This window comes from Pseudomonas sp. WS 5027 (assembly GCF_012985695.1).
GTDB lineage: Bacteria > Pseudomonadota > Gammaproteobacteria > Pseudomonadales > Pseudomonadaceae > Aquipseudomonas > Aquipseudomonas hygromyciniae.
This window is the reverse complement of the sequence record NZ_JAAQWU010000004.1, coordinates 171,565-191,726: the sequence shown is the minus strand read 5'-3', so window position 1 is coordinate 191,726 and position 20,162 is coordinate 171,565. Positions and strand designations below refer to the sequence as shown.

General features: G+C 62.0%; 15 protein-coding genes. 12 read left to right on the top strand and 3 right to left on the bottom strand.

The window, feature by feature from the left end; genetic code table 11:
* The first annotated feature begins 8 nt into the window (after nucleotides 1-8).
* The 12 genes from HBO09_RS07360 to HBO09_RS07305 all read left to right on the top strand — a co-directional run bounded on the left by HBO09_RS07360 (nucleotide 9) and on the right by HBO09_RS07305 (nucleotide 18,088).
* Entirely contained in the window at nucleotides 9-362 is a 354-nt protein-coding gene (locus HBO09_RS07360) for a hypothetical protein (RefSeq protein WP_169998677.1), read from the top strand.
* A 251-nt stretch (nucleotides 363-613) separates the two neighbouring features.
* The gene (locus tag HBO09_RS07355; RefSeq protein ID WP_003218556.1) at nucleotides 614-1,573 is read left to right on the top strand and encodes a MoxR family ATPase; all 960 of its coding nucleotides are present in this window, start codon (nucleotides 614-616) and stop codon (nucleotides 1,571-1,573) included.
* A 5-nt stretch (nucleotides 1,574-1,578) separates the two neighbouring features.
* Nucleotides 1,579-2,511, top strand: a complete 933-nt coding sequence (locus HBO09_RS07350; protein WP_169998675.1) for a DUF58 domain-containing protein — start codon at nucleotides 1,579-1,581, stop codon at nucleotides 2,509-2,511.
* On the top strand, nucleotides 2,508-3,002 hold the full coding sequence (locus tag HBO09_RS07345) for a DUF4381 domain-containing protein (protein WP_169998673.1): 495 nt from the start codon (nucleotides 2,508-2,510) through the stop codon (nucleotides 3,000-3,002). The genes HBO09_RS07350 and HBO09_RS07345 overlap by 4 nt, the downstream gene beginning before the upstream one ends.
* Nucleotides 2,995-4,083, top strand: coding sequence for a VWA domain-containing protein (locus HBO09_RS07340; RefSeq protein WP_169998671.1), 1,089 nt, complete (start codon nucleotides 2,995-2,997; stop codon nucleotides 4,081-4,083). Before HBO09_RS07345 ends, HBO09_RS07340 begins: the two co-directional genes overlap by 8 nt.
* Complete coding sequence (locus HBO09_RS07335) at nucleotides 4,080-5,816, top strand: VWA domain-containing protein (RefSeq protein ID WP_169998670.1); 1,737 nt, start codon at nucleotides 4,080-4,082, stop codon at nucleotides 5,814-5,816. The genes HBO09_RS07340 and HBO09_RS07335 overlap by 4 nt, the downstream gene beginning before the upstream one ends.
* Complete coding sequence (locus HBO09_RS07330; RefSeq protein ID WP_169998668.1) at nucleotides 5,813-7,453, top strand: BatD family protein; 1,641 nt, start codon at nucleotides 5,813-5,815, stop codon at nucleotides 7,451-7,453. The genes HBO09_RS07335 and HBO09_RS07330 overlap by 4 nt, the downstream gene beginning before the upstream one ends.
* A 180-nt stretch (nucleotides 7,454-7,633) precedes the next feature.
* On the top strand, nucleotides 7,634-11,512 hold the full coding sequence (locus HBO09_RS07325) for an Ig-like domain-containing protein (protein ID WP_169998666.1): 3,879 nt from the start codon (nucleotides 7,634-7,636) through the stop codon (nucleotides 11,510-11,512).
* 539 nt (nucleotides 11,513-12,051) lie between these two features.
* Complete coding sequence (locus HBO09_RS07320; RefSeq protein ID WP_169998664.1) at nucleotides 12,052-12,354, top strand: hypothetical protein; 303 nt, start codon at nucleotides 12,052-12,054, stop codon at nucleotides 12,352-12,354.
* A 255-nt stretch (nucleotides 12,355-12,609) separates the two neighbouring features.
* Nucleotides 12,610-13,851: an exonuclease SbcCD subunit D C-terminal domain-containing protein gene (locus HBO09_RS07315; RefSeq protein ID WP_169998662.1), complete on the top strand. Its 1,242-nt coding sequence runs from the start codon at nucleotides 12,610-12,612 to the stop codon at nucleotides 13,849-13,851.
* Nucleotides 13,848-17,486: an AAA family ATPase gene (locus HBO09_RS07310; protein ID WP_169998660.1), complete on the top strand. Its 3,639-nt coding sequence runs from the start codon at nucleotides 13,848-13,850 to the stop codon at nucleotides 17,484-17,486. Before HBO09_RS07315 ends, HBO09_RS07310 begins: the two co-directional genes overlap by 4 nt.
* A complete protein-coding gene (locus HBO09_RS07305; RefSeq protein WP_169998658.1) occupies nucleotides 17,483-18,088 on the top strand; it encodes a glutathione S-transferase in 606 nt (201 codons plus the stop codon). The genes HBO09_RS07310 and HBO09_RS07305 overlap by 4 nt, the downstream gene beginning before the upstream one ends.
* A gap of 212 nt (nucleotides 18,089-18,300) precedes the next feature.
* Here HBO09_RS07305 and HBO09_RS07300 read toward each other — a convergent pair whose 3' ends face one another.
* The 3 genes from HBO09_RS07300 to HBO09_RS07290 form a co-directional block, all read right to left on the bottom strand.
* A complete protein-coding gene (locus HBO09_RS07300; RefSeq protein WP_092235762.1) occupies nucleotides 18,301-18,480 on the bottom strand; it encodes a hypothetical protein in 180 nt (59 codons plus the stop codon).
* Between the two features lie 162 nt (nucleotides 18,481-18,642).
* Entirely contained in the window at nucleotides 18,643-19,806 is a 1,164-nt protein-coding gene (locus tag HBO09_RS07295; RefSeq protein ID WP_169998656.1) for a lactonase family protein, read from the bottom strand.
* Nucleotides 19,793-20,080, bottom strand: coding sequence for a DUF5629 family protein (locus tag HBO09_RS07290; protein ID WP_169998653.1), 288 nt, complete (start codon nucleotides 20,078-20,080; stop codon nucleotides 19,793-19,795). The genes HBO09_RS07295 and HBO09_RS07290 overlap by 14 nt, the downstream gene beginning before the upstream one ends.
* Between the last annotated feature and the right edge of the window lie 82 nt (nucleotides 20,081-20,162).

Here is a 20,162-nt window from a genome sequence, read left to right as displayed (position 1 = left end):
CCTCCTGAATGAACCTGACCACCTCTCACCTGCTCGTCAACCCGTGCGACGACGAAGAAAACAACATGGCCATGCTCTGCTGCCACGGCACCAAGGGCGAGATGTTCATGCTGTCCCGTTATCCGGATGAGGACGATGTGGAGCTCACCTGGGACTATGAGCCTTCGACGCTCGACGGCTTAAAGATCACCCTGGGCGCGACCACCCTGCTGGTGGAGATTGGCGCGGGGGACAAGGACGCACTGGGCGGCAGCGATCACCTGCAGATCAAGCACAGCACACCGGAATCGGACCTGGCCGAGGTAGAAGAAACCTTGCAGAACATTCTCAAGGGCACCGGCACTTACATCCGCACGCCTTGATTGGCGGCTGCAAAATCGCCATCGCGGGCAAGCCCGCTCCCACATTTGAACGCGCCACAATCCAAATGTGGGAGCGGGCTTGCCCGCGATGAGGCCCTCATCGACGCCAAAAACCTCAGACCTTTCCCACAAACCCCAAAAAATACCCCCCGGTTCGTTAGTCGCCAGCCCCTCCAATGCATTAAAGTAAGCCCCCCAGGCCCTGGCATTTTTCACACGCCCCAGGCTCATCTTCCCAGGAACCGTCATCGATGGAACATCGTGAAGCGCTGCTCGCGCTGCGAACCTTTCTTTCTACGCAGATTCTCGGCCAGGAAAAACTCATCGAGCGCCTGCTCATTGCCCTGCTCGCCGACGGCCATATGCTGGTAGAAGGCGCTCCCGGCCTGGCCAAGACCAAGGCCATCAAAGAGCTTGCCGAAGGGATCGAAGCACAGTTCCATCGTATCCAGTTCACCCCCGACCTGCTGCCCGCCGATATCACCGGCACCGAGATCTATCGCCCGGAAACCGGCAGCTTCGTGTTCCAGCAAGGGCCGATCTTCCACAACCTGGTGCTGGCGGACGAAATCAACCGTGCCCCGGCCAAGGTGCAGTCGGCCTTGCTCGAAGCCATGGCCGAGCGCCAGGTCAGCGTCGGGCGCAGCACCTACGAGTTGTCGCCACTGTTTTTGGTGATGGCCACACAAAACCCCATCGAGCAAGAAGGCACCTATCCTCTGCCTGAAGCCCAGCTCGACCGCTTCCTGATGCACGTCAAGATCGGCTTCCCCGATGCCGCCGTGGAGCGGCGCATCTTGCAACAGGCCCGTGGCGAAGCGCTCAACGGCGAAACCAAGCCCGAGCGGCGGGTCAGTCAGCAGGCGATTTTCGCCGCGCGCAAGGAAATCCTCGGCCTGTACATGGCCGATGCCGTGGAGGAATACCTGGTGCAACTGGTCATGGCCACCCGCACCCCCGCCAAGTTCGACCCGGAAATGGCCGAGTGGATTGCCTACGGTGCCAGCCCACGGGGCTCGATCGCCCTCGACCGCTGCGCCCGGGCCCATGCGTGGCTGGCCGGACGCGACTTTGTCAGCCCGGAAGATATCCAGGCGGTGCTGTTCGACGTGTTGCGCCACCGCATCATCCTGTCCTTTGAAGCCGAAGCGGCGGGTATCGACCAGGACCGTGTGGTGCAACGCATTCTCGACGTCGTTGCCGTCGCTTGAGCCCCATGAACGCCGGCGATGGAATCCGTATTACCCTCAGCGAATTGATCGAGATGCGTCATCGCGTGCGGGAGGTGCAACTGTTTTCCACGCCGAGCCAGCGCAGCCCGTTGATCGGCCTGCACCATTCCAAATTGCGCGGGCGCGGGGTCGACTTCGATCAGGTGCGGGTGTACCAAGCCGGCGACGATGTGCGCACCATCGACTGGCGGGTCACGGCGCGCACCCAGGAACCCCACACCAAGCTGTTCCATGAAGAGCGCGAACGACCGATCTTTATCATGGTCGAGCAAAGTTGCCGGCTGTTCTTCGGCTCCGGGCTGATGTTCAAGTCGGTCCTCGCCGCGCAAGCGGCAAGCCTGATCGGCTGGGCCGCGCTGGGGCACAACGACCGGGTCGGCGGCCTGGTGTTCGGCGATAACGAGCACTATGAAATCAAGCCCCGACGCAGCAAACAAAGCCTGCTGCAACTGCTCAACCGCCTGGTGCGGGTCAACCAGAGCCTCAACACCGAGAGTCGCCCTGAAGCCGACGCCCTGGGCATGGCCCTGCGCCGTGGCCGCGAAGTGCTGCGGCCCGGCAGCCTGGTGATCGTGATCTGTGATGAACGTGCCCTGACCGAAGGCGCCGAACAACAACTGAGCCTGTTGTCGCGCCATTGCGACCTATTGCTGCTGCCAGTCTCGGACCCGTTGGACCACGCCCTGCCCGCCGCCGGCCTGCTGCGCTTTGCCGAACGTGGCGCGCAACTGGAAATCGACACCTTGAACTTCGAATTGCGCCAGGCCTACAAGGCCCAGGCCGAAGCACGTATCGCCCGTTGGGAATTGCTCGCGCAGAAGCTACGGGTCTTGCTGATGCCCTTGAGCACCCAGAGTGAAATGGTCGAGCAACTGCGCGAGTACCTCAACCCACAACGCCCGGTGAAAAAGCCATGAGCAGCCTGGACCAACTGCAGCCGCTGATCGCCCCGCCGGCCATCGGGTTCTGGCCTCCGGCACCGGGCTGGTGGCTGTTGCTGGGCTTGATCCCCCTGGCGGGTTGGGGTTTGTGGTGGCTGCGCCGCTTCCTGCCGGGCAAACGCCCGCTGGCCCGGGCCGAACAACCCCTGGACCCACTGCGCATCGCCGCCCTCGCGGAACTGGCGCTGATGCCCAAACCCTACGATGGTGCGCCGGCCGGCGCCTGGCTGCAGCAGCTCAATGGCCTGCTCAAGCGCCTATGCCGCAACGACTACCCCTACAGCCAGAGCCACACCCTCAATGGACGCAAATGGCTGGCGTTTCTCGACAACCGCTGCCCGGCGGCCGGCCTGACACGCTGGATGGTCCTGGTAGAAGGCGCCTACAAGCCCGAATGCAAACTCGACGACAAGGCCATCGCCGGCCTCACGCAAGCCGTCGACACGTGGATTCGCAAACATGTTTGAGTTCGCCTGGCCGTGGATCTTTGCCCTGTTGCCCCTGCCATGGGTGATGCGCCTGATCCTGCCGGTAGCCGACAGTGGCGAGCCGGCCTTGAAGGTCAGCTTCCTCGGCGACCTCGAAGGGCTGGCCCGGCGCCGCGCGCGCATCAACCTGCCGGGTTGGCGTCAACAAGCGCCGTTCGTGGTGCTGTGGCTGTTGCTGCTGACCGCCGCCGCCCGCCCGGAATGGCTCGGCGAGCCGCTACCGATCGCCGCCAGTGGCCGCGACCTGCTGGTGGCGGTGGACGTGTCGGGCTCCATGGATTTTCCCGATATGCAATGGCAGGACGAAGACGTCAGCCGCCTGAGCCTGGTCAAGCACCTGCTGGGGGACTTTCTGGAGAGCCGCGAGGGTGATCGCGTCGGCCTGATCCTGTTTGGCAGCCAGGCCTACCTGCAGGCACCGCTGACCTTCGATCGGCGCACTGTGCGCACCTGGCTGGATGAAGCGCGCATCGGCATTGCCGGTAAAAACACGGCGATTGGCGACGCCATCGGCCTGGCTCTCAAACGCCTGCGCCAACGCCCGGCGCAAAGCCGAGTGCTGATCCTGGTCACCGACGGCGCCAACAATGGCGGGGAAATCGATCCATTGACCGCCGCGCGCCTGGCCGCCGAAGAAGGCGTGAAGATCTATCCCATCGGCATCGGCGCCAACCCTGAGCAGACCGGAACCTTGGGCATGCTCGGCCTCAATCCAAGCCTGGACCTCGACGAACCGGCGCTCAAGGCTATCGCCCAAGCTACCGGCGGGCAGTATTTCCGCGCCCATGACGGTGCTGAGCTGCAAGCGATCAAGGAAACCCTCGACCAGTTGGAACCCGTGGCGCAACAACCGACCCAGGCCCGCCCGACCCAGGCGCTGTACAGTGGCCCGCTGGCCCTGGCGCTGTTTCTGAGCCTGTTGTTGGTGATCCAGGAACGCTGGCCGAACAACGCCCTGCAACGCCTGCTCAATAAACTCTCGACCAAGGGCCATTTCCTGCAACAGCACCCACAATGGCGCCAACGCCTTCAACGCCTGCGCTTGCGGAGGCGTCGATGATCGCTTTATGGCCGCACTGGTTTCGTCCCTGGTGGCTGTTGCTGCTGCCCGTGCTCAGCTGGTTGCTGTGGCAACTGTGGCATCGGCAAAAGCGCGCCGGGCGCTGGCAGATGATCCTGCCACCGGCCTTTCATGCCGCCCTGCTCAGTGGCGGCAACGGTCGGGAAAGCAAGTCGCCGTGGTTGTTGCTGGGCCTGGCCTGGTTGCTGGCGGTCCTGGCTTTGCTTGGCCCCGGCTGGCAACGGGTGGAGCAGATCAGCCAGAAACCCGCCGACCCGCTGGTAGTACTGCTGGAACTGACCCCAGAGATGCTCGCCACCGACAGTCCGCCCAACCGCCTGGAACAGGCGCGGCGCAAGCTGGTGGATCTGCTGCAAGCGCGCAGCGATGCGCAGACTGCCATCGTCGTGTACGCCGGCAGCGCCCACACACTGGTGCCGCTTTCGGACGACCTGGCCACCAGCCGCAACCTGCTGGATGCCCTGCGCCCCTCGATCATGCCCGAGGCCGGCCATCGCGCCGATCTGGCGGTGGAAAAAGCCCTGGACCTGCTCAAGCACGGCGGCCTCGGCCAGGGCCGTTTGCTGTTGATTGGCTCGTCGCTGTCCAAGCAGGAGCGCCAGGGCATTCGCCTGCTGCTGCAAGGCCAGGCGCCGAGCCTGTCGATCCTCGGCATCGGCAGCCGTGAAGGCACGCCGGTGACCCAGGAAAGCGGCGAGTTCCTCAAGGATGAGCAAGGCGCGATCCTGATCCCGCGCCTGGACAGCCCGACGCTCAAGGCCTTCGCCAGTGAAATGGGCGGCCGCTATCGCCAGGCGCGCCTGGACGACAAGGACCTGCGCAGCCTCGGCCTGCTGGACGGCCCGCAAAACCTGCGCGACGACGGCCAACGCCTGCAACTGGACACCTGGGCCGACCAGGGCTACTGGCTATTGCTGCCCTTGCTGCTGCTTGCCGCCTGCGCCGGGCGCCGTGGCTGGCTGTTCTGCCTGCCGCTGCTGCTCCTGGCCGCACCGCAACCCAGCTACGCGTTCAGCTTTGATGACCTGTGGCTACGCCCCGACCAGCAGGGTCAATACCTGCTCAAGCACAAACGCCCGGCCGAAGCCGCCGAGCGTTTTGAAAACCCGCAATGGCAAGGTGTGGCCCTGTATGAAGCGGGCAACTACGCCGAGGCCGCCCGGCGCTTTGCCGAAGGCAGTGATGCCTACTCCCACTACAATCGTGGCAATGCCTTGGCCCGCGCTGGCGAGCTGGAAGCGGCGATAGACGCGTATGAACAGGCCCTGGAGGCCCAGCCGGACTTGCAGCCAGCCCTGAAAAACAAAGCCCTTGTCGAAAGCCTGTTGCTGGAAGAACCGGAACCCGAGCCACCAGCCCCCGAAAAAAACGGGGATGACGAATCCGCCCAACCCGGCCAAACTGCGCAACCAGGCGATGACGGCCAGCACACCAGCGGCGGCGAGCAATCGCCCCAGGGCGCAGGCCAGGCGGGCACCGGTGAAAAACAGGCCGGCCCCCCGCCGCCTGCGGGCAACAACGAAGTACCCGGCAGCGAACTGGGCGACGAACAGACCACCACGCCCCCCCTGCGCCCAACAGACGCCAGCCTCGGCGACGAACACCGCCAGGCCTTGGAACAATGGCTGCGACAGATCCCGGACAACCCCGGCGAGTTGTTGCGACGCAAATTCTGGTACGAACAGCAACAACATCAGGACAAGACTCGATGAGCCGCTGCACCCCATTTGTCTTATTGCTAGCGCTGTGGGCCGGTCACGCCCAGGCGGCCGATCTGGCCGCCAGTATCGACCGCAGCCGCGTCAATTCCGGGGAAACGGTGGAGCTGACGATCGAGTCCAACGACGTCACCCAATTCGGCAAGCCCGACCTGTCGCCCCTGGACCCGCTGTTCGACGTGCGCGGCACCCGCCAGATCAACCAGCTCACCACCCTCGACGGCAGCAACCACGCCACCACCCGCTGGATCATCACCTTGCAGCCCAAGGCCACCGGCACCGTGGTGATCCCACCGCTGCAACTGGGTGAACTCAAGACCCAGGCAATCAGCCTGCAAGTGGACCAAACCCTGGGCCAGGACAGCGACAACCAGTTGCAACCGGTGTTCATCGAAGCCAGCCTCGACCAGGACACGGTCTACGTGCAGGCCCAGGCCCTGTTGACCGTGCGTATCTACCATTCGGTGGCGCTGTATGACGACAGCAGCCTGGCCCCTTTGCAGTTGCCCGATGCGCGGGTCGAGCAAGTGGGCGATTCACGCACCTATGAGAAGGTCATCAACGGCGTGCGCCATGGCGTGATCGAAATGCGCTACGGGATCTACCCGCAACACAGCGGGCAATTGCTGATCCCCGCGCAGATATTCAGCGCAACCATGGTCGAACCACGCGGCGCCCAGGAGACTGCGCCCCAGGCCTCCAAGCCTGGCAAGCTGCTGCATGTGAACTCCACCGAGATCCCGTTGACGGTCAAACCCAAACCGGCCCTGTACCCAGCCGATGCCCCCTGGCTGCCGGCCCGCAGCCTGAGCCTGGGCGAAAGCTGGAACCCGGAACCTGCGAACGTACAGGTCGGCGACTCCCTGACCCGCATCCTCACCCTCAAGGCCGAAGGCCTGGCCAGCGCCCAGTTGCCCGCGCTGCCCAGCACCGAAATCGCCGGCCTGCGGCGCTATCCCGACCAACCGGTGTTGAGCAACCAGAACAGCGAACGCGGGGTGATCGGCAGCCGCGAAGACCGCGAAGCCCTGGTGCCCAACCGCGCCGGCGCCCTGGAATTGCCCGCCGTGGAAGTGGTGTGGTGGAACACCCACGAGGACCACCTGGAACGTACCAGCCTGCCCGCCCGCACGCTTGAAGTGGCGGTCAACCCGAGCCTGGTGGTCGACACCCCGGCCACCCCCACCGTGATCACCGCACCGGACGATGGCCGCCTGTGGATCTGGCAGCTCACCAGCCTGCTCTTCGCCTGCACCACCCTGCTGGGCTTCGGCCTATGGTGGCGGGCCCGCTCACGGCCGGCGATCCTGCGCGCGGCCCAGACCGGGCCCAGCCCCCGAACCCTCCTCGACGACCTCAAGCGCGCCAGCCAGGCCAACGACCCCCAGGCCACGCGCCAAGCCCTGGATGCCTGGGCCCGCCAGCAACCGGAAACCCTGGCCGACATGGCGGCGCGGTTCGTACCGCTGTCGGATGCCCTGGACGGGCTCAATGGCGCGCTCTACAGCGAGAGCGGCCAGTACTGGCAGGGCGAAGACCTGTGGCGCGCGATCAAAGCCATCCCGATGGCCGAACGCGAACTGGCGCCAGTGGCAGACAGCACCAGCTTGCCGCCGTTGTATCCGAAGTAACCGCGACCCAACCCACGGACACCCTGTGGGAACGGGCTTGCCTACAAGCCCACTCGGTACGACCACTCGTCGGCACTGTCAATTCTGACAGCTAGGCGCCCAGCCCTTGCGGGTGTTTGATTTTCCTTGCTCATGCGCGCCGCGATGCCTGCGCGCTTCTTCCCGCAAGGAGTGTCTTCAATGTCCCATTTACCGATAGATCCTTCCAACGAAGCCTCTGCTGAGGACGTGCCGCTGCCGTCGCCGTCACAAGAGCTGATCCTCTACAACCCCCCTGAAACCCCGCCCACCCGATTCGAAGACCTTGACCCACCGTACTCTGAATACCCCGCCGTGCCGCTGGGCACCGCCCTGTACCCGGAAAACGCCGTCTATGCCCTGGGTATTCGCCAGGTGATGCCGTACTCGCGCTGGGTATTTGAAAAATGGTTCAACTGGAGCTCAGGCGACTACTACGCCATTTACATCAATAACTTGGTCAGCGCCGCAGCCAGCGACACCGCGACCGAGGACGAGCCCCGCTATAACTTGATCGTGAATGAAGAACACATGCCCAGAGGGGAAGTGACCCTCTACGGTCGGGTCATGCGCATCGGCAGTTTTCAGGAAAGCACCTCGCCCCTGCAAACCGTTCTGGTCAAGACAGACCGTCCAGGCGGTATCGATCAGGACCCAGGCGTGGAGTGGCATACCCGCTTGGTGATGTCGATCGAAGGTTTTCCAGAAAACTCAGTGATCAACCAAGAGAATGCGGCAGCCGGGGTCTGGGCCTTGATCGAGCCCTATCCAAACATGCGCAAGAACGACAAGATCGAATGCTCCTGGGATGGCGCAATTGTCACCCATATCGTCAGCCCTGAAGAGGCCGCAGGGCTCACACCAATCCGCATCTGGATCAGCAAGGCCATCATCGACCAGGGCGGCCTACAGGGTAAGTTGACCTTGCGCTTTCGCGTACAGGATGTGGCAGAAAATTTCTCCGGGGAAAAATACCAGTACTCCAAGCCCTACTTCCTGCAGAGCGAACTGGATCCTTCGCTGAGCCCTGCGCCGTTCTTCCTGATCGACGATGTAGAGTCCAGCCAGGTGGACTTCGATACCCAAAGCGAAAAAAAATTCGCCCTGTCGTGTTTCACCGGCCGGGTCATCCCCGCCCCCAACCCGCCCTACCAAGTTTTCGTCACGCTCTACGCCACACTCATCGACGGTTCAACCAAAACATTTACCCTGGCACCAGTGAACGCGACCAACCTGTTCCTGACCGAGGTGCCTGTACCCCGCGAGGTCATTGAGCAAATCGTCGGCGGCTCCTTCCGCGCGTCATTCCAGATCCATACCTCCACAGGCGGCTTCCTCGAGCAATCGGGCAGCGTCACAGTCACCGTGGTTGGTACGCCAGTGAGCATGCCCGGCGTGAGCATCACACCGATCGAACTGGGGCTGATTGACCCGAACAACAACATTGATGCCCACATCCCCTTCTACGAACCTCACGACCCGAACTGGCTGGAAACCCTAGTGATCGAAACCCGCGAGCCTGGCGGTGGCAACGAAGTCTATACCGAGTCGCAACTGGCAGGCCCCCAGGGCGGCAGTTACCACATCGCCTCGCAAGTGCTCCAACGGTTCAAAGGTAAAACCGCTTACTTCTATTACCTAGTGAATGACGGTGCGGTGCACATCTTCGGCGGCCAGGCCCTGGCCATACGCAAGTCACTGGAAGTGGGCGCGCAAGTGGGCGAGCGCGTGGCCACTCTGCCCGCCCCTGAATTGCAATACGCACAAGGCAACAACATCAACCCCGCCCACGTACCCGGCGCAAGCTTGTTGTTGACCCTGCCGTATACCGGCACCCAAAGCGGCGACGAGGTGCACTGGGTGGTCTTCGGTTCCGCTGTCGCAGGCTCGGCCAGCGGCATCATCACGGTCAACAGTGCTACTGCCGGAAAGCCGCTGGTGCTTGCACTCAATCGCAACCTCGTCGACGTCAACCTCAACGGCAGCCTGCGCATCAGCTACAGCCTGCAACGCGGCGGCCCGTCTGGCGTGATAGTGCGCTCGGAGATCCTCGACCTCACGGTCGGCGTCGGTGTGCAATTGGAACGGCCGATCATCGAAGGTGCCTCCCTGCTGCCGGATCGGCTCAATCCGCTGGCGGCCGTGGCCGGTGCCTGGGTCATCGTGAAGTTTATGCCCATGCACGCCACCGATCAGATTGACGTCGACTGGCTGACCAGCGACGGCACCGGCAGCTACACCGCGCAAGTGCAGGGCAACCCTGGCACCAACGAAGTGCGGGCGTTTATTCCGCCGGAAATCGTGGCCAAGGGCATTCGCCCAGGCGGCAACCAGGTCAGCGTGCAATACCGCTTTACCCGCGGCACCTTCGTCTATGAGTCGCAAGTCGTGGACCTGGAACTGCAACCGTTGACCGGGCTGCCCACACCGAGCATCGACGGTATCGGCGACAGCATGGTACTGGAGTTGTCGCAATTGAATGAAGAGGCACGCACTCGGATAGCCAAGTGGAGCTTTATCGCCCCCAACCAACGGATGTGGATGACCTACGAGGGTACTTACAACGACAACACGCCGTACATCGAAGATACCTACACCGCCAACCTGGTCACGGCGGCCGGGGTGCTCAATGGTATTTCCCCGCCCACCCCGGTAGACAAGCTGCGTCGTCTCAAAGATGGCTCGCAACTGATCATTCGTTTCTGGGTAACCCTGTCGGAAAGCGCCGACAAGAACTCGGCGGTGCTGTTTGGCGTGCGTGTGCACAGCATTCAAGCAATCCCATCGACCTTGCCACGGCCGCAATTTGCCAACCTGTCGGGTGAAGTCATCACCATCGACCCGCTGACCTATGAAAACAACGCCTCTGTAGCTGCGGCCTACCCCGGTATGAATTCGACACATCGAATCAAACTGCTGTGGATACCGCCCAATGGTGATATCCCGTATATCGCCGACAAAGACGGCCTGGCCGGAGGCCGGGTGGACTTTTTGATCAGCCCGGCAATCATCGCCCGTAGCGTGGGCAAGAAAGTGACGATACGGTATATCGCGACAATTAACGGTGTGGAGGTCGACTCGTTTACTCAAGAGGTCAATGTACAAATCATTCAGCCAGCTAACTTGCCACGGCCGTTGATCAACAACATTGCCAACGGTGGCACGCTGGACCTCAACACCTTTAGCGGCAATGCCACCGCCTCTGTCGCCAAGTGGCGCTTGAGCGCGGCCAAGCAGCGGGTGTGGTTGACTTGCAGCAGTGCGGGTGTGGCTGATCTGGATGTGCTTGACGGCGTGGAGATCAGTGCAACGGAAGCGGCGAATGGGTTGGTGAATAAGGAGGTGGTGCGTAGTTGGTTGAGCCAACTAGCTACGGGTCGTCAGATAGCGGTGACATGTAAGGTCACGTTTGATGGAAGTTCGGATAAGTCGCAGGCGATTGATTTCCAAAGTACGACTTATTCGATAGTGAGCTACCCACCATTGACCATCGGTACAAGTGTGATGACATTTAGTGGGACGTTGTATCAGGTTCCCGCATCATTACTTTGGCAAAATAAGGGCTTTAGGCTTACACAACAGCGCACAGCCCAGGGTGGTTTGCCGCCCTATACCTATACATCCTCCAACCCAGCAATAGCATCCGTTGCCAGCAATGGAACCGTCACGGGATTGAGGGCTGGCACGGTCACTATTACCGTGAAAGACAGCGCTGCAAACACAGCCAGCTATACAGTACAAAGTACGATAGTAAATTATGAAATATTGCACAACTCGCATTACATGTATGGCGCCGCCTCTGCCAACTGGGTCAATTCAGTCGGAGGAACAACCGTAAATACAATTGTCAATTTTTCCAGAGATATAGACCTACAGTACTTCGTCCCTGCCGGCCAAAAAAGAGGGATTTGGATAGGCGTATTTTTCCGCATGGAGGGTCCAATACCAGTTTACTACTTCTTCTATCCGTCCTTATGGCGATTTGAAACAGACAATGGAAACTTACATGCCCTTGCTACCATTTGCGCAAAAAGGACGTAGCAATCACAAATCACTAGCAATTGAACGTTGTTCGAACTAAAAAACGGGACAGCTCTATTTAATAGACCTGTCCCGTTTTCACTTCATTAGACACACTAAAAAACGGTACAAATTTATTCAGGCCATGACTGTGTATCGGCCACCCCATCTTCGACTGACACACAGCCATCCCAGGCAAGCCAGCTCCCTCCCTTGATCTGCTTCACCGGGAATACCCCGTCATGCATTGTCAAAGGCCAGCAAACCAAATCCCTTTAATTTGCAGGACGTTTCCTAGACAATCCTTCGGCCTTGCGCCTGCTCACACCACTGGCTAGCCTCTGCTCCGTCGCTGCACATCAGCGATCGGGGGTGAGATCCCGCAAACCAGTAGGCGCATTGCGCCACAACCGTCTGCAACATGCTCTATGGCGGCTGTGTGCGGGCAGACTTCGGTCTGGCCGGGTCCTACTGTCCGGTATCTCACCCCGCACATAGCTGCCACCTTTCGTCGAGTGAGATCGGCAAAAGATGGCTTCCAACCCAGTAGGAGCTTACGCATGAACAAAATCGTCCCCGACCCACCCCGCCGCCCCTCCGACCGCGAGTGTTTCGACCGCGCCTTGAGCCACTACCTGCAACCCGCCTCGCCGCCGTCGTTCACCGCACACCAGGACCTCAGCTTCGAAGACGCTCTGGCGCAAATCTGTGACCTGCTGCGCTGCGCAGCCGCCACCGCAGCCGGCACTACCCAGGGGCTGATCGGCGACCAACGCCACATAGCCGGCGCCACTGAGCACTTGATCGACATGGCCAAAACCCTGGCCGACCGCGCGCTGGACTGCCTGCAACCCAAGGTGTAACGCCACCTCACAAACATCGCAAAACCCCAGTGGGAGCGGGCTTGCTCGCGAAGGCGGTGTGTCAGCTGGCAGCTATTTCAACAGACCCACCGCTTTCGCAGGCAAGCCAGCTCCCACATTTGATTTGTGCAGCCCTGAAGAGAAAGCGGGGTGTCAGCTGGCAGTTTTTTCAACAGACCCACCGCCTTCTCAGGCAAGCCAGCGCCTACACAGGTAAACTCCTCCCCTCTTTACCTCTTCCCCACGGAGTTCGCCTTGCGTCTGTTCCACACCTCCGACTGGCACCTTGGCCAAAACCTCCACGGCCAGGAACGCGACTTCGAGCACGCCTGTTTCCTCGAATGGCTGCTGAGCCAACTGAAGCAGCATTGCCCCGATGTGCTGCTGATCGCCGGCGATATCTTCGACACGGTCAACCCGCCGCTCAAGGCTCAGGAGCGCTTGTATGACTTCATCATCAACGCCCACGAACAAAACCCGACGCTGACCATCGTGATGATCGCCGGCAACCACGACTCCGGCTCGCGTATCGAACTGCCCGCGCCGTTGATGCGCCGTTTGCGTACCCATGCGTTGGGCCGCGTGCTGTGGCTCGATGATGGGCAACTGGATGCCGAACGCCTGCTGATCCCGCTGCCGGATGCCAAAGGCAAGATCGCCGGGTGGTGCCTGGCCTTGCCATTTTTGCGCCCGGCAGAAGTGACCGGTGCACACCTGGGTGACGATTACCTGCAGGGTATCGGCCAGGTCCATGAATGGCTGATTGCCGCCGCCAACGCCAAACGCAAGAAAGGCCAGGCGCTGATTGCCATCAGCCATGCGCACATGGCTGGGGGCTCGGTGTCGGAAGACTCCGAACGTAGCCTGATCATCGGCAATGCCGAGGCGCTTCCAGCCAAGCTGTTCGACAAAAGTATTGGCTATGTTGCCCTCGGCCATTTGCACAAGCCGCAAAAGGTGAATGGCGAAGAACGGATTCGCTACAGCGGCTCGCCGATTCCGCTGTCATTTTCCGAAATCGGCTATAAGCACCAGATTCTCGATGTGACATTCCAGGGGCAAATGCTGGTCAGCGTCGAACCCCTCCTGATTCCGCGCTCGGTCGACCTGCAACGCCTGGAAGCCGCGCCGTTGGCCGATATCCTCAAGACCCTGGCGGATCTGCCGGATATCGACCTGCTCGCCGAAACCCAGCGCCACCCTTGGCTCGAAGTGCGGGTGCGCCTCGACGAACCGCAACCGGACCTGCGCCAGCAAATCGAAACCGCCCTGCTCGGCAAGGCCGTGCGCCTGGTGCGCATCGCTGCGGAGTACGCCGGTCAACGCGGCAGCGACGGCAGTGATGAAGACAGCCTGATCGAACTCGACCAACTCACCCCCCAGGAACTGTTCAGCCGCGCCTGGCAAGACAGTTATGGCAACGAAGTGGATGAACAGACCCTGAAGGATTTCGCCGTGCTGCTCCAGGAAGTGCAACAGGAGGATGAACAGCCATGAAGATCCTCGCCATCCGCCTGAAAAACCTCGCCTCACTGGCCGGGCCGTTCGAGATCGACTTTACCGCCGAGCCCCTGGCCAGCGCCGGGTTGTTTGCGATTACCGGCCCCACCGGCGCCGGCAAAAGCACCTTGCTCGACGCCTTGTGCCTGGCGCTGTTTGGCGCCGTGCCGCGCCTGGGCGATACCGGCCAGGCGAAAATGCCCGATGCCGATACCGATATCTCCATTGGCGACCCACGCACCCTGATCCGGCGCGGCACCGGCGGTGGTTATGCCGAGGTCGACTTTATCGGCGTCAATGGCCGCCGCTACCGTGCGCGCTGGGAAGCCAACCGCGCCCGCGACAAGGCCAGCGGCAAGCTGCAACACAGCCGCCAGAGCCTGATCGACCTGGACAGCGAGCAACTGCTGGCCAGCCAGAAAACCGAATACAAGACCCAGCTGGAACTGGCCCTGGGCCTGAATTTCGAGCAGTTCACCCGGGCGGTGCTGCTGGCGCAAAGTGAGTTCAGCGCGTTTCTCAAGGCCAACGACAACGAGCGCAGCGAACTGCTGGAAAAGCTCACCGACACCGCGCTCTACACCCAACTGGGGCAGCGCGCGTTCATCAAGGCCCGGGAGGCCAAGGACGCCCACAAGCTGCTGCAGGACCAGGCCACGGGGGTCACGCCGCTGCCGGCCGAGGCCCGCGCCGAGCTGGATCAACAGTTGAGCGCGGCCCAGCAACAGCTCAAGACCCAGCAGGCCCAGCTCAAGCAGCTGGAACTGCAACACACCTGGCTCAAGGAACTGCGCGAGTGGCAGGAACGCCAGCACAGTGCGGTCGAGCAACTGCAACAGGCCGAGCAGGCGTGGCACAGCCAGGCCCCGCAACGCCTGGACTTGAGCCGCCTGGAGCAACTGGCGCCGCAGCGTCATCATTTTGCGCGGCACAGCGAATTGACCGGCCAGTTGCAGCCCCTGGCCACGCAGATCCGCCAGCACCTTGAGCAGCAGACAGCCCTGCACGCGCGTCAGGAGCAATTGCAGCAGCAGCAAGCCAGCGCGCACGCCGCCTTGGCTGCGGCCCTGCAACAACAGACCGAGGCGGTGCCGTTGCTGCGCCAGGCCTTCGAGGAACAAAGCACCCTCGCCCGCCTGACCCGCGAGCTGGCCCAAAGCAGCGAACAACAACAACTTGGGCAAGCCGCCTGCGCCGAGGGCCAGGCCAGCCTGGAGGCCTTGCACACCCAGCAACAGCAGGTTGCCAGCCGCCTGCAACAACTGGCCGCACAACTTGAACGCAGCGCCGCCCTCGCGCCCTTGAGTGATGCCTGGAACGCCTATCGCGATCGCCTGCAGCAACTGATGCTGATCGGCAATCGCCTGAACAAAGGCCAGGCCGAACTGCCGCAGCTTGAGGAACGGGCCAACCGCACCAGCGAACAATGGACTCAACAGCGCACAGCTCTGGACCTGCTGTATCAGGAAGCCAGCGCCGAACCCCACGCCGTGGCCGAGCAGATCCAGTTGCTCGACAGCCTGCTCAAGGACAATCGCAAGCAACAACGGGCCTTCGAGGACTTGACGCGGCTCTGGGACAGCCAGCAGCAACTGGACCAGCAACAGCAGGAACTGGCCCTCAAGCAAGCCACCGCCCAGCAACAGCGCGAGCAACTGAACCAGACCGGCCTGCAAGCCAAGGCCGAGCTGACGGTGGCCGAGCAGACCCTGAGCGTGACCAAGCAGCTATTGGAGCGCCAACGCCTGGCACGCAGTGCCAGTGTCGAGGAGTTGCGCGGGCAATTGCAGGATGAGCAGCCGTGCCCGGTGTGCGGCAGCGTCGAGCATCCCTATCACCAGCCCGAAGCCCTGCTGCACAGCCTCACGCGCCATGATGAAAACGAAGAAGCCCGTGCGCAGCAAGCCGTCGACAGCCTCAAGGAAAAACTCACCGAACTGCGCGGTGAAGTTGGTGGATTGATCGCCCAGCAAAAGGAGTTCCTGCAACAACAGGAACAACTGGCGAGCCAGCTCCAGGCCCTGGCGCCGAGCCTCGAGGCCCATCCGTTGAGCGCCGCCTTGTTCAACCAGGACAGCGGCAAACGCAGCGCCTGGCTGGCGCAGCAACTGGGCCAGCTCAACCAGAGCATCACCCAGGACGAACAGCGCCAGGGCGCCCTGCTCAACCTGCAACAAAATGCCGGGCGTCTGCAGCAACAGGTGCAAGCCGCCCAGGACGCCAGCCAGCAAACCCGCCAGCAGTTGATCGACCAGCAACGGGAACTGGCCAGCGACCGCGAGCGCCTGGACGAAGAGCTCAACGCCTTCGCCAGCCTGCTGCCGGCCGAGACCCTCGCCGGCCTGCGCACGGAGCCAGCGGCAACGTTCATGCTGCTGGACCAGCAGATCAGCCAGCGCCTGGAGCAATTGGGCTACCAGAAGGATGAACTGGCCGAGCAGCAGCAACGCCAGCAAGCCATCGAAAAAGAACAAGACCGCCAGCAGCATCGTCAGCAACAGTTGGACGTGCTGCACCAGCAATTGGCACAGTTGACCACCCAACAGCAGGCCGCCCAGCAAGCACTCAGCGCACTGGTGGGCAGCCATGACAGCGCCGAGCATTGGCAGCAGCAACTCGATCAAGCCGTGGAGCAAGCCCGCCTCAGCGAAACCCAGGCCAATCAACAGTTGCAGGACACCCGCAACGAACTGATCCAACTGGCCGCCGACCTCAAGTCCCGACAAGAACGCCAGCATGCCCTGGACACCGAGCTGCAGGCGCTGAACAGCCGTATCAACGACTGGCGCGCCCAGCATCCGGAGCTGGACGACGCGGGCCTGGCACACCTGTTGGCCTTCGATGAGGCCGGCGTCAGCGACCTGCGCCAGCAGTTACAGCACAGTGAAAAAGCCATCGAACAGGCCAAGGTGCTGCTGCAAGAGCGCGAGCAACGCCTCAAGGACCATCAGGCCCTGCACAACGGCAACCTCGATGCCGAACAGCTGGACAGCGCCCTGGCCGACCTCAACCAGCAACTCAGCAGCGGCGAAAAACACTGCGCCGAACTGCGTGCGCAACAAGCCGAGGACCAGCGGCGCCAGGACGCCAACCAGACCCTGGCGCTCACCACCGCCAAAGCCTATGAACAATGGCAGCGCTGGGCCCGGCTCGATGCGCTGATCGGGTCGGCCACCGGTGACAAGTTCCGCAAATTCGCCCAGGCCTACAACCTCGACCTACTGGTGCACCACGCCAACGTACAACTGCGCCAACTGGTGCGCCGCTACCGTCTCAAGCGCGGCGGCAGCATGCTGGGCCTGCTGGTGCTGGACACGGAAATGGGCGATGAACTGCGCTCGGTGCACTCGCTGTCCGGTGGCGAGACGTTCCTGGTGTCCCTGGCCCTGGCACTTGGGTTGGCGTCGATGGCCTCCAGCACCCTGAAGATCGAATCGTTGTTTATCGACGAAGGCTTCGGCAGCCTGGATCCCGAATCCCTGCAACTGGCGATGGATGCCCTGGACGGCCTGCAAGCCCAAGGGCGCAAGGTGGCGGTGATCTCCCACGTGCAGGAAATGCACGAGCGCATTCCCGTGCAGATCCAGGTCAAGCGCCAGGGCAATGGTTTGAGCACCCTGGAGGTGAAGTGAGCGAGGCACTGCTGTATTCGTTTCGCCGCTGCCCGTACGCCATGCGCGCACGCATGGCGCTGCGCTATTGCGCGGTGGCGGTTCAGGTTGTCGAGGTCAGCCTCAAGGCCAAGCCGGCCGAGATGTTGGCCCTCTCACCCAAGGGCACGGTGCCAGTGTTGAAGGTCGGCGACCAAGTGATCGACGAAAGCCTGGCGATCATGGGCTGGGCGCTGGCGCAGAACGACCCCGATGACTGGTTGCTCAAGGATGATCCAGCGGCGCAGGGGCTGATGGCGCAGCTGATCGAGGAAAATGACCAGGTCTTCAAGGTGCATTTGAATCGCTATAAATACGCCGAGCGTTACCCAGAGCAGCCGATGGAACACTACCGCGCCGAGGGCGAAGTGTTTTTGCGCAGGCTGGAGGTGTTGCTGACGCAGCGCGACTACTTGCTGGCCGATCACCTGAGCCTGGCGGATGTGGCGCTGGCGCCGTTTGTGCGGCAATTTGCCCATGTGGATCGTGAGTGGTTTGCCGGTACGCCTTATCCGCGTTTGCAACAGTGGCTGGAGCGGTTTTTGGCGTCTGAGCTGTTTACTGCGGTTATGGCCAAGCGCTAGGCCGGTGGCTAAGCCCCGCCCTTTTGTGGCGAGCGGAGTTTGTTGTGGCGAGGGGGCTTGTCCCCCGTTGGGCTGCGAAGCAGCCCCAATAAGCCCCACCGAGGAGTGTCAGACACACCGAGGGGGATGGTTTTGGGGCTGCTGCGCAGCCCAGCGGGGGACAAGCCCCCTCGCCACAGAAAGCCCCATTACCACAACACCAGCAGCAGGGCTCAGGACTGGACCTTGTGGTCCAGCGCCGCGTAGAAGTTGGCACTTTGCTGCAGGTATTTCTGGGTGTAGGCGCTGGTGCTGGATTTTTTGCTGCTGATTTCCACGCTGGCGCTGGCTGGCAAGGCAACGGTAGCGGAAACGGCGGAAGCGGCGATGATCGAGAAGAGATTGAAGTTCATGGCGGTAACCCTTGTGTTCGGTTGGTCAGGTGGCCCGTGGAGGCCTTGGAACCCAACTTACGCCGAGGGGGTTAAACGCAGAAATGCTTTGAAACAGTAGCTGATATCACCACGATTAATAGAACACCACAGGCCCCGAAGCACGGAGCCTGTGGCGGATTGTCACATCAAGAACTTGAGGTCGCTGGGCGCATCAATCGCCAGTTTCTGCACGGTTTTACCCAGCAGGCCGGTCTGGGGGTCGCGTTCGAGCACCACGATCTGGTTGCTTTTCTGGTTGGCGACCAGCAGGAACCTGCCGCTGGGATCGAGGCTGAATTCACGGGGGTGATCGCCTTCCACGGAGCGGCGCTGGATTTCCTTCAACTGGGCTGTCGCCGGGTCGATGCTGTAGACCAGCAGCGTATTGGCCGTACCCCGGTTGCTGACATACAGAAACTTGCCATCGGCAGAGGCATGCAACGCCGCGCCGGCCTTGTCCGATGTCGGTTGCCCGGCCGCCATGTCCACCAGTTGGGTGCGGGTCAGTTGGCCGTCCTGATAGTCGAAGACGGCAATCTGCGCGCTCATTTCCATGGTCAGCCAGGCATGTTTGCCGTCGGCGCTGAACAGCAGATGGCGAGGCCCGCTGCCCGCCGGCAGTTGCACCACGGCCGCCGGGAGCAGTGGGCGCTCGGGGTTGGTCTTGGGGTCATAGCGATAGACAAAGGTCTTGTCGGCCCCCAGGTCATTGGCAAACACGTACTTGCCATCCGGCGAAGACACCACCGAATGCACGTGGTTGGACGCCTGGCGCTCGGGGTTGACCCCACTGGCGGGATGGGAGCTCAGTTGCACCGGTGCCGCCAATCGGCCCTCGGCATCCACGGGCAGGATCGCCAGGCTGCCGCCCGGATCTTCCAGCACGGAGTAGTTGGCCACGAACAGAAACCGGCCATCGGCTGCCAGGCTGGAGTGCGTCGGCTCATTGCCCAGGCTCTGCACCTGGTTGATAAGTTGCAACTGGCGGTTGTCCGGGTCGATGCGGTAACTGCTGACGCGCCCGACCGTGTCCTGCTGGCCGGGGCCGTTCTCGTTGACCACGAACAGGCGCCGGCGGTCGCTGGACACCGTCAGCCACGACGGGTTCTGCGTCTTCGCGGCCAGCACCGGAGTGCCGGCAAATTGCCCGGTGCGGCTGTCGAACTGCACCCGGTAGATGCCTTCGCTGGCACCTGCGGTGTAACTGCCCACCAGCAGTTCGTGGATCTGGGCTGGCGCGGCCTGGACCGACATCGCGCCAACACTGCCGGCCATCAGCAAGGGCCAGAACTTACGCATCAGCATCGTCTTCATCCTCGTCGTGGTTGCTGCCGGTGATCCCGCTCATGCACACCAGGCGGTGCTCGCCCGAGTCGCTCGTGAGGGTCCAGCTTTGCAAAGTTTCATCGAAGACGGCAGCCGATACCTGTTCTGAAGTAAAGCTCCAGCGCTTCTCGGCGCGACCATCCATGCAGGTGATCTGCAGGCCTTGGTCCAGCGTGAAAACAAAGGTATACAGGCCGTCGATTTCGAGCATGTTGCTGGTTTCAAGGACAGTCGGCAGGTTAACGGCAGTCATCACATTCAGTCATCTGTTGGAAAAAAACAGATGATAGGCCAATCCCTGGGTTGTTTCTCGTTCCATGTGGAGGCGTGGTAAC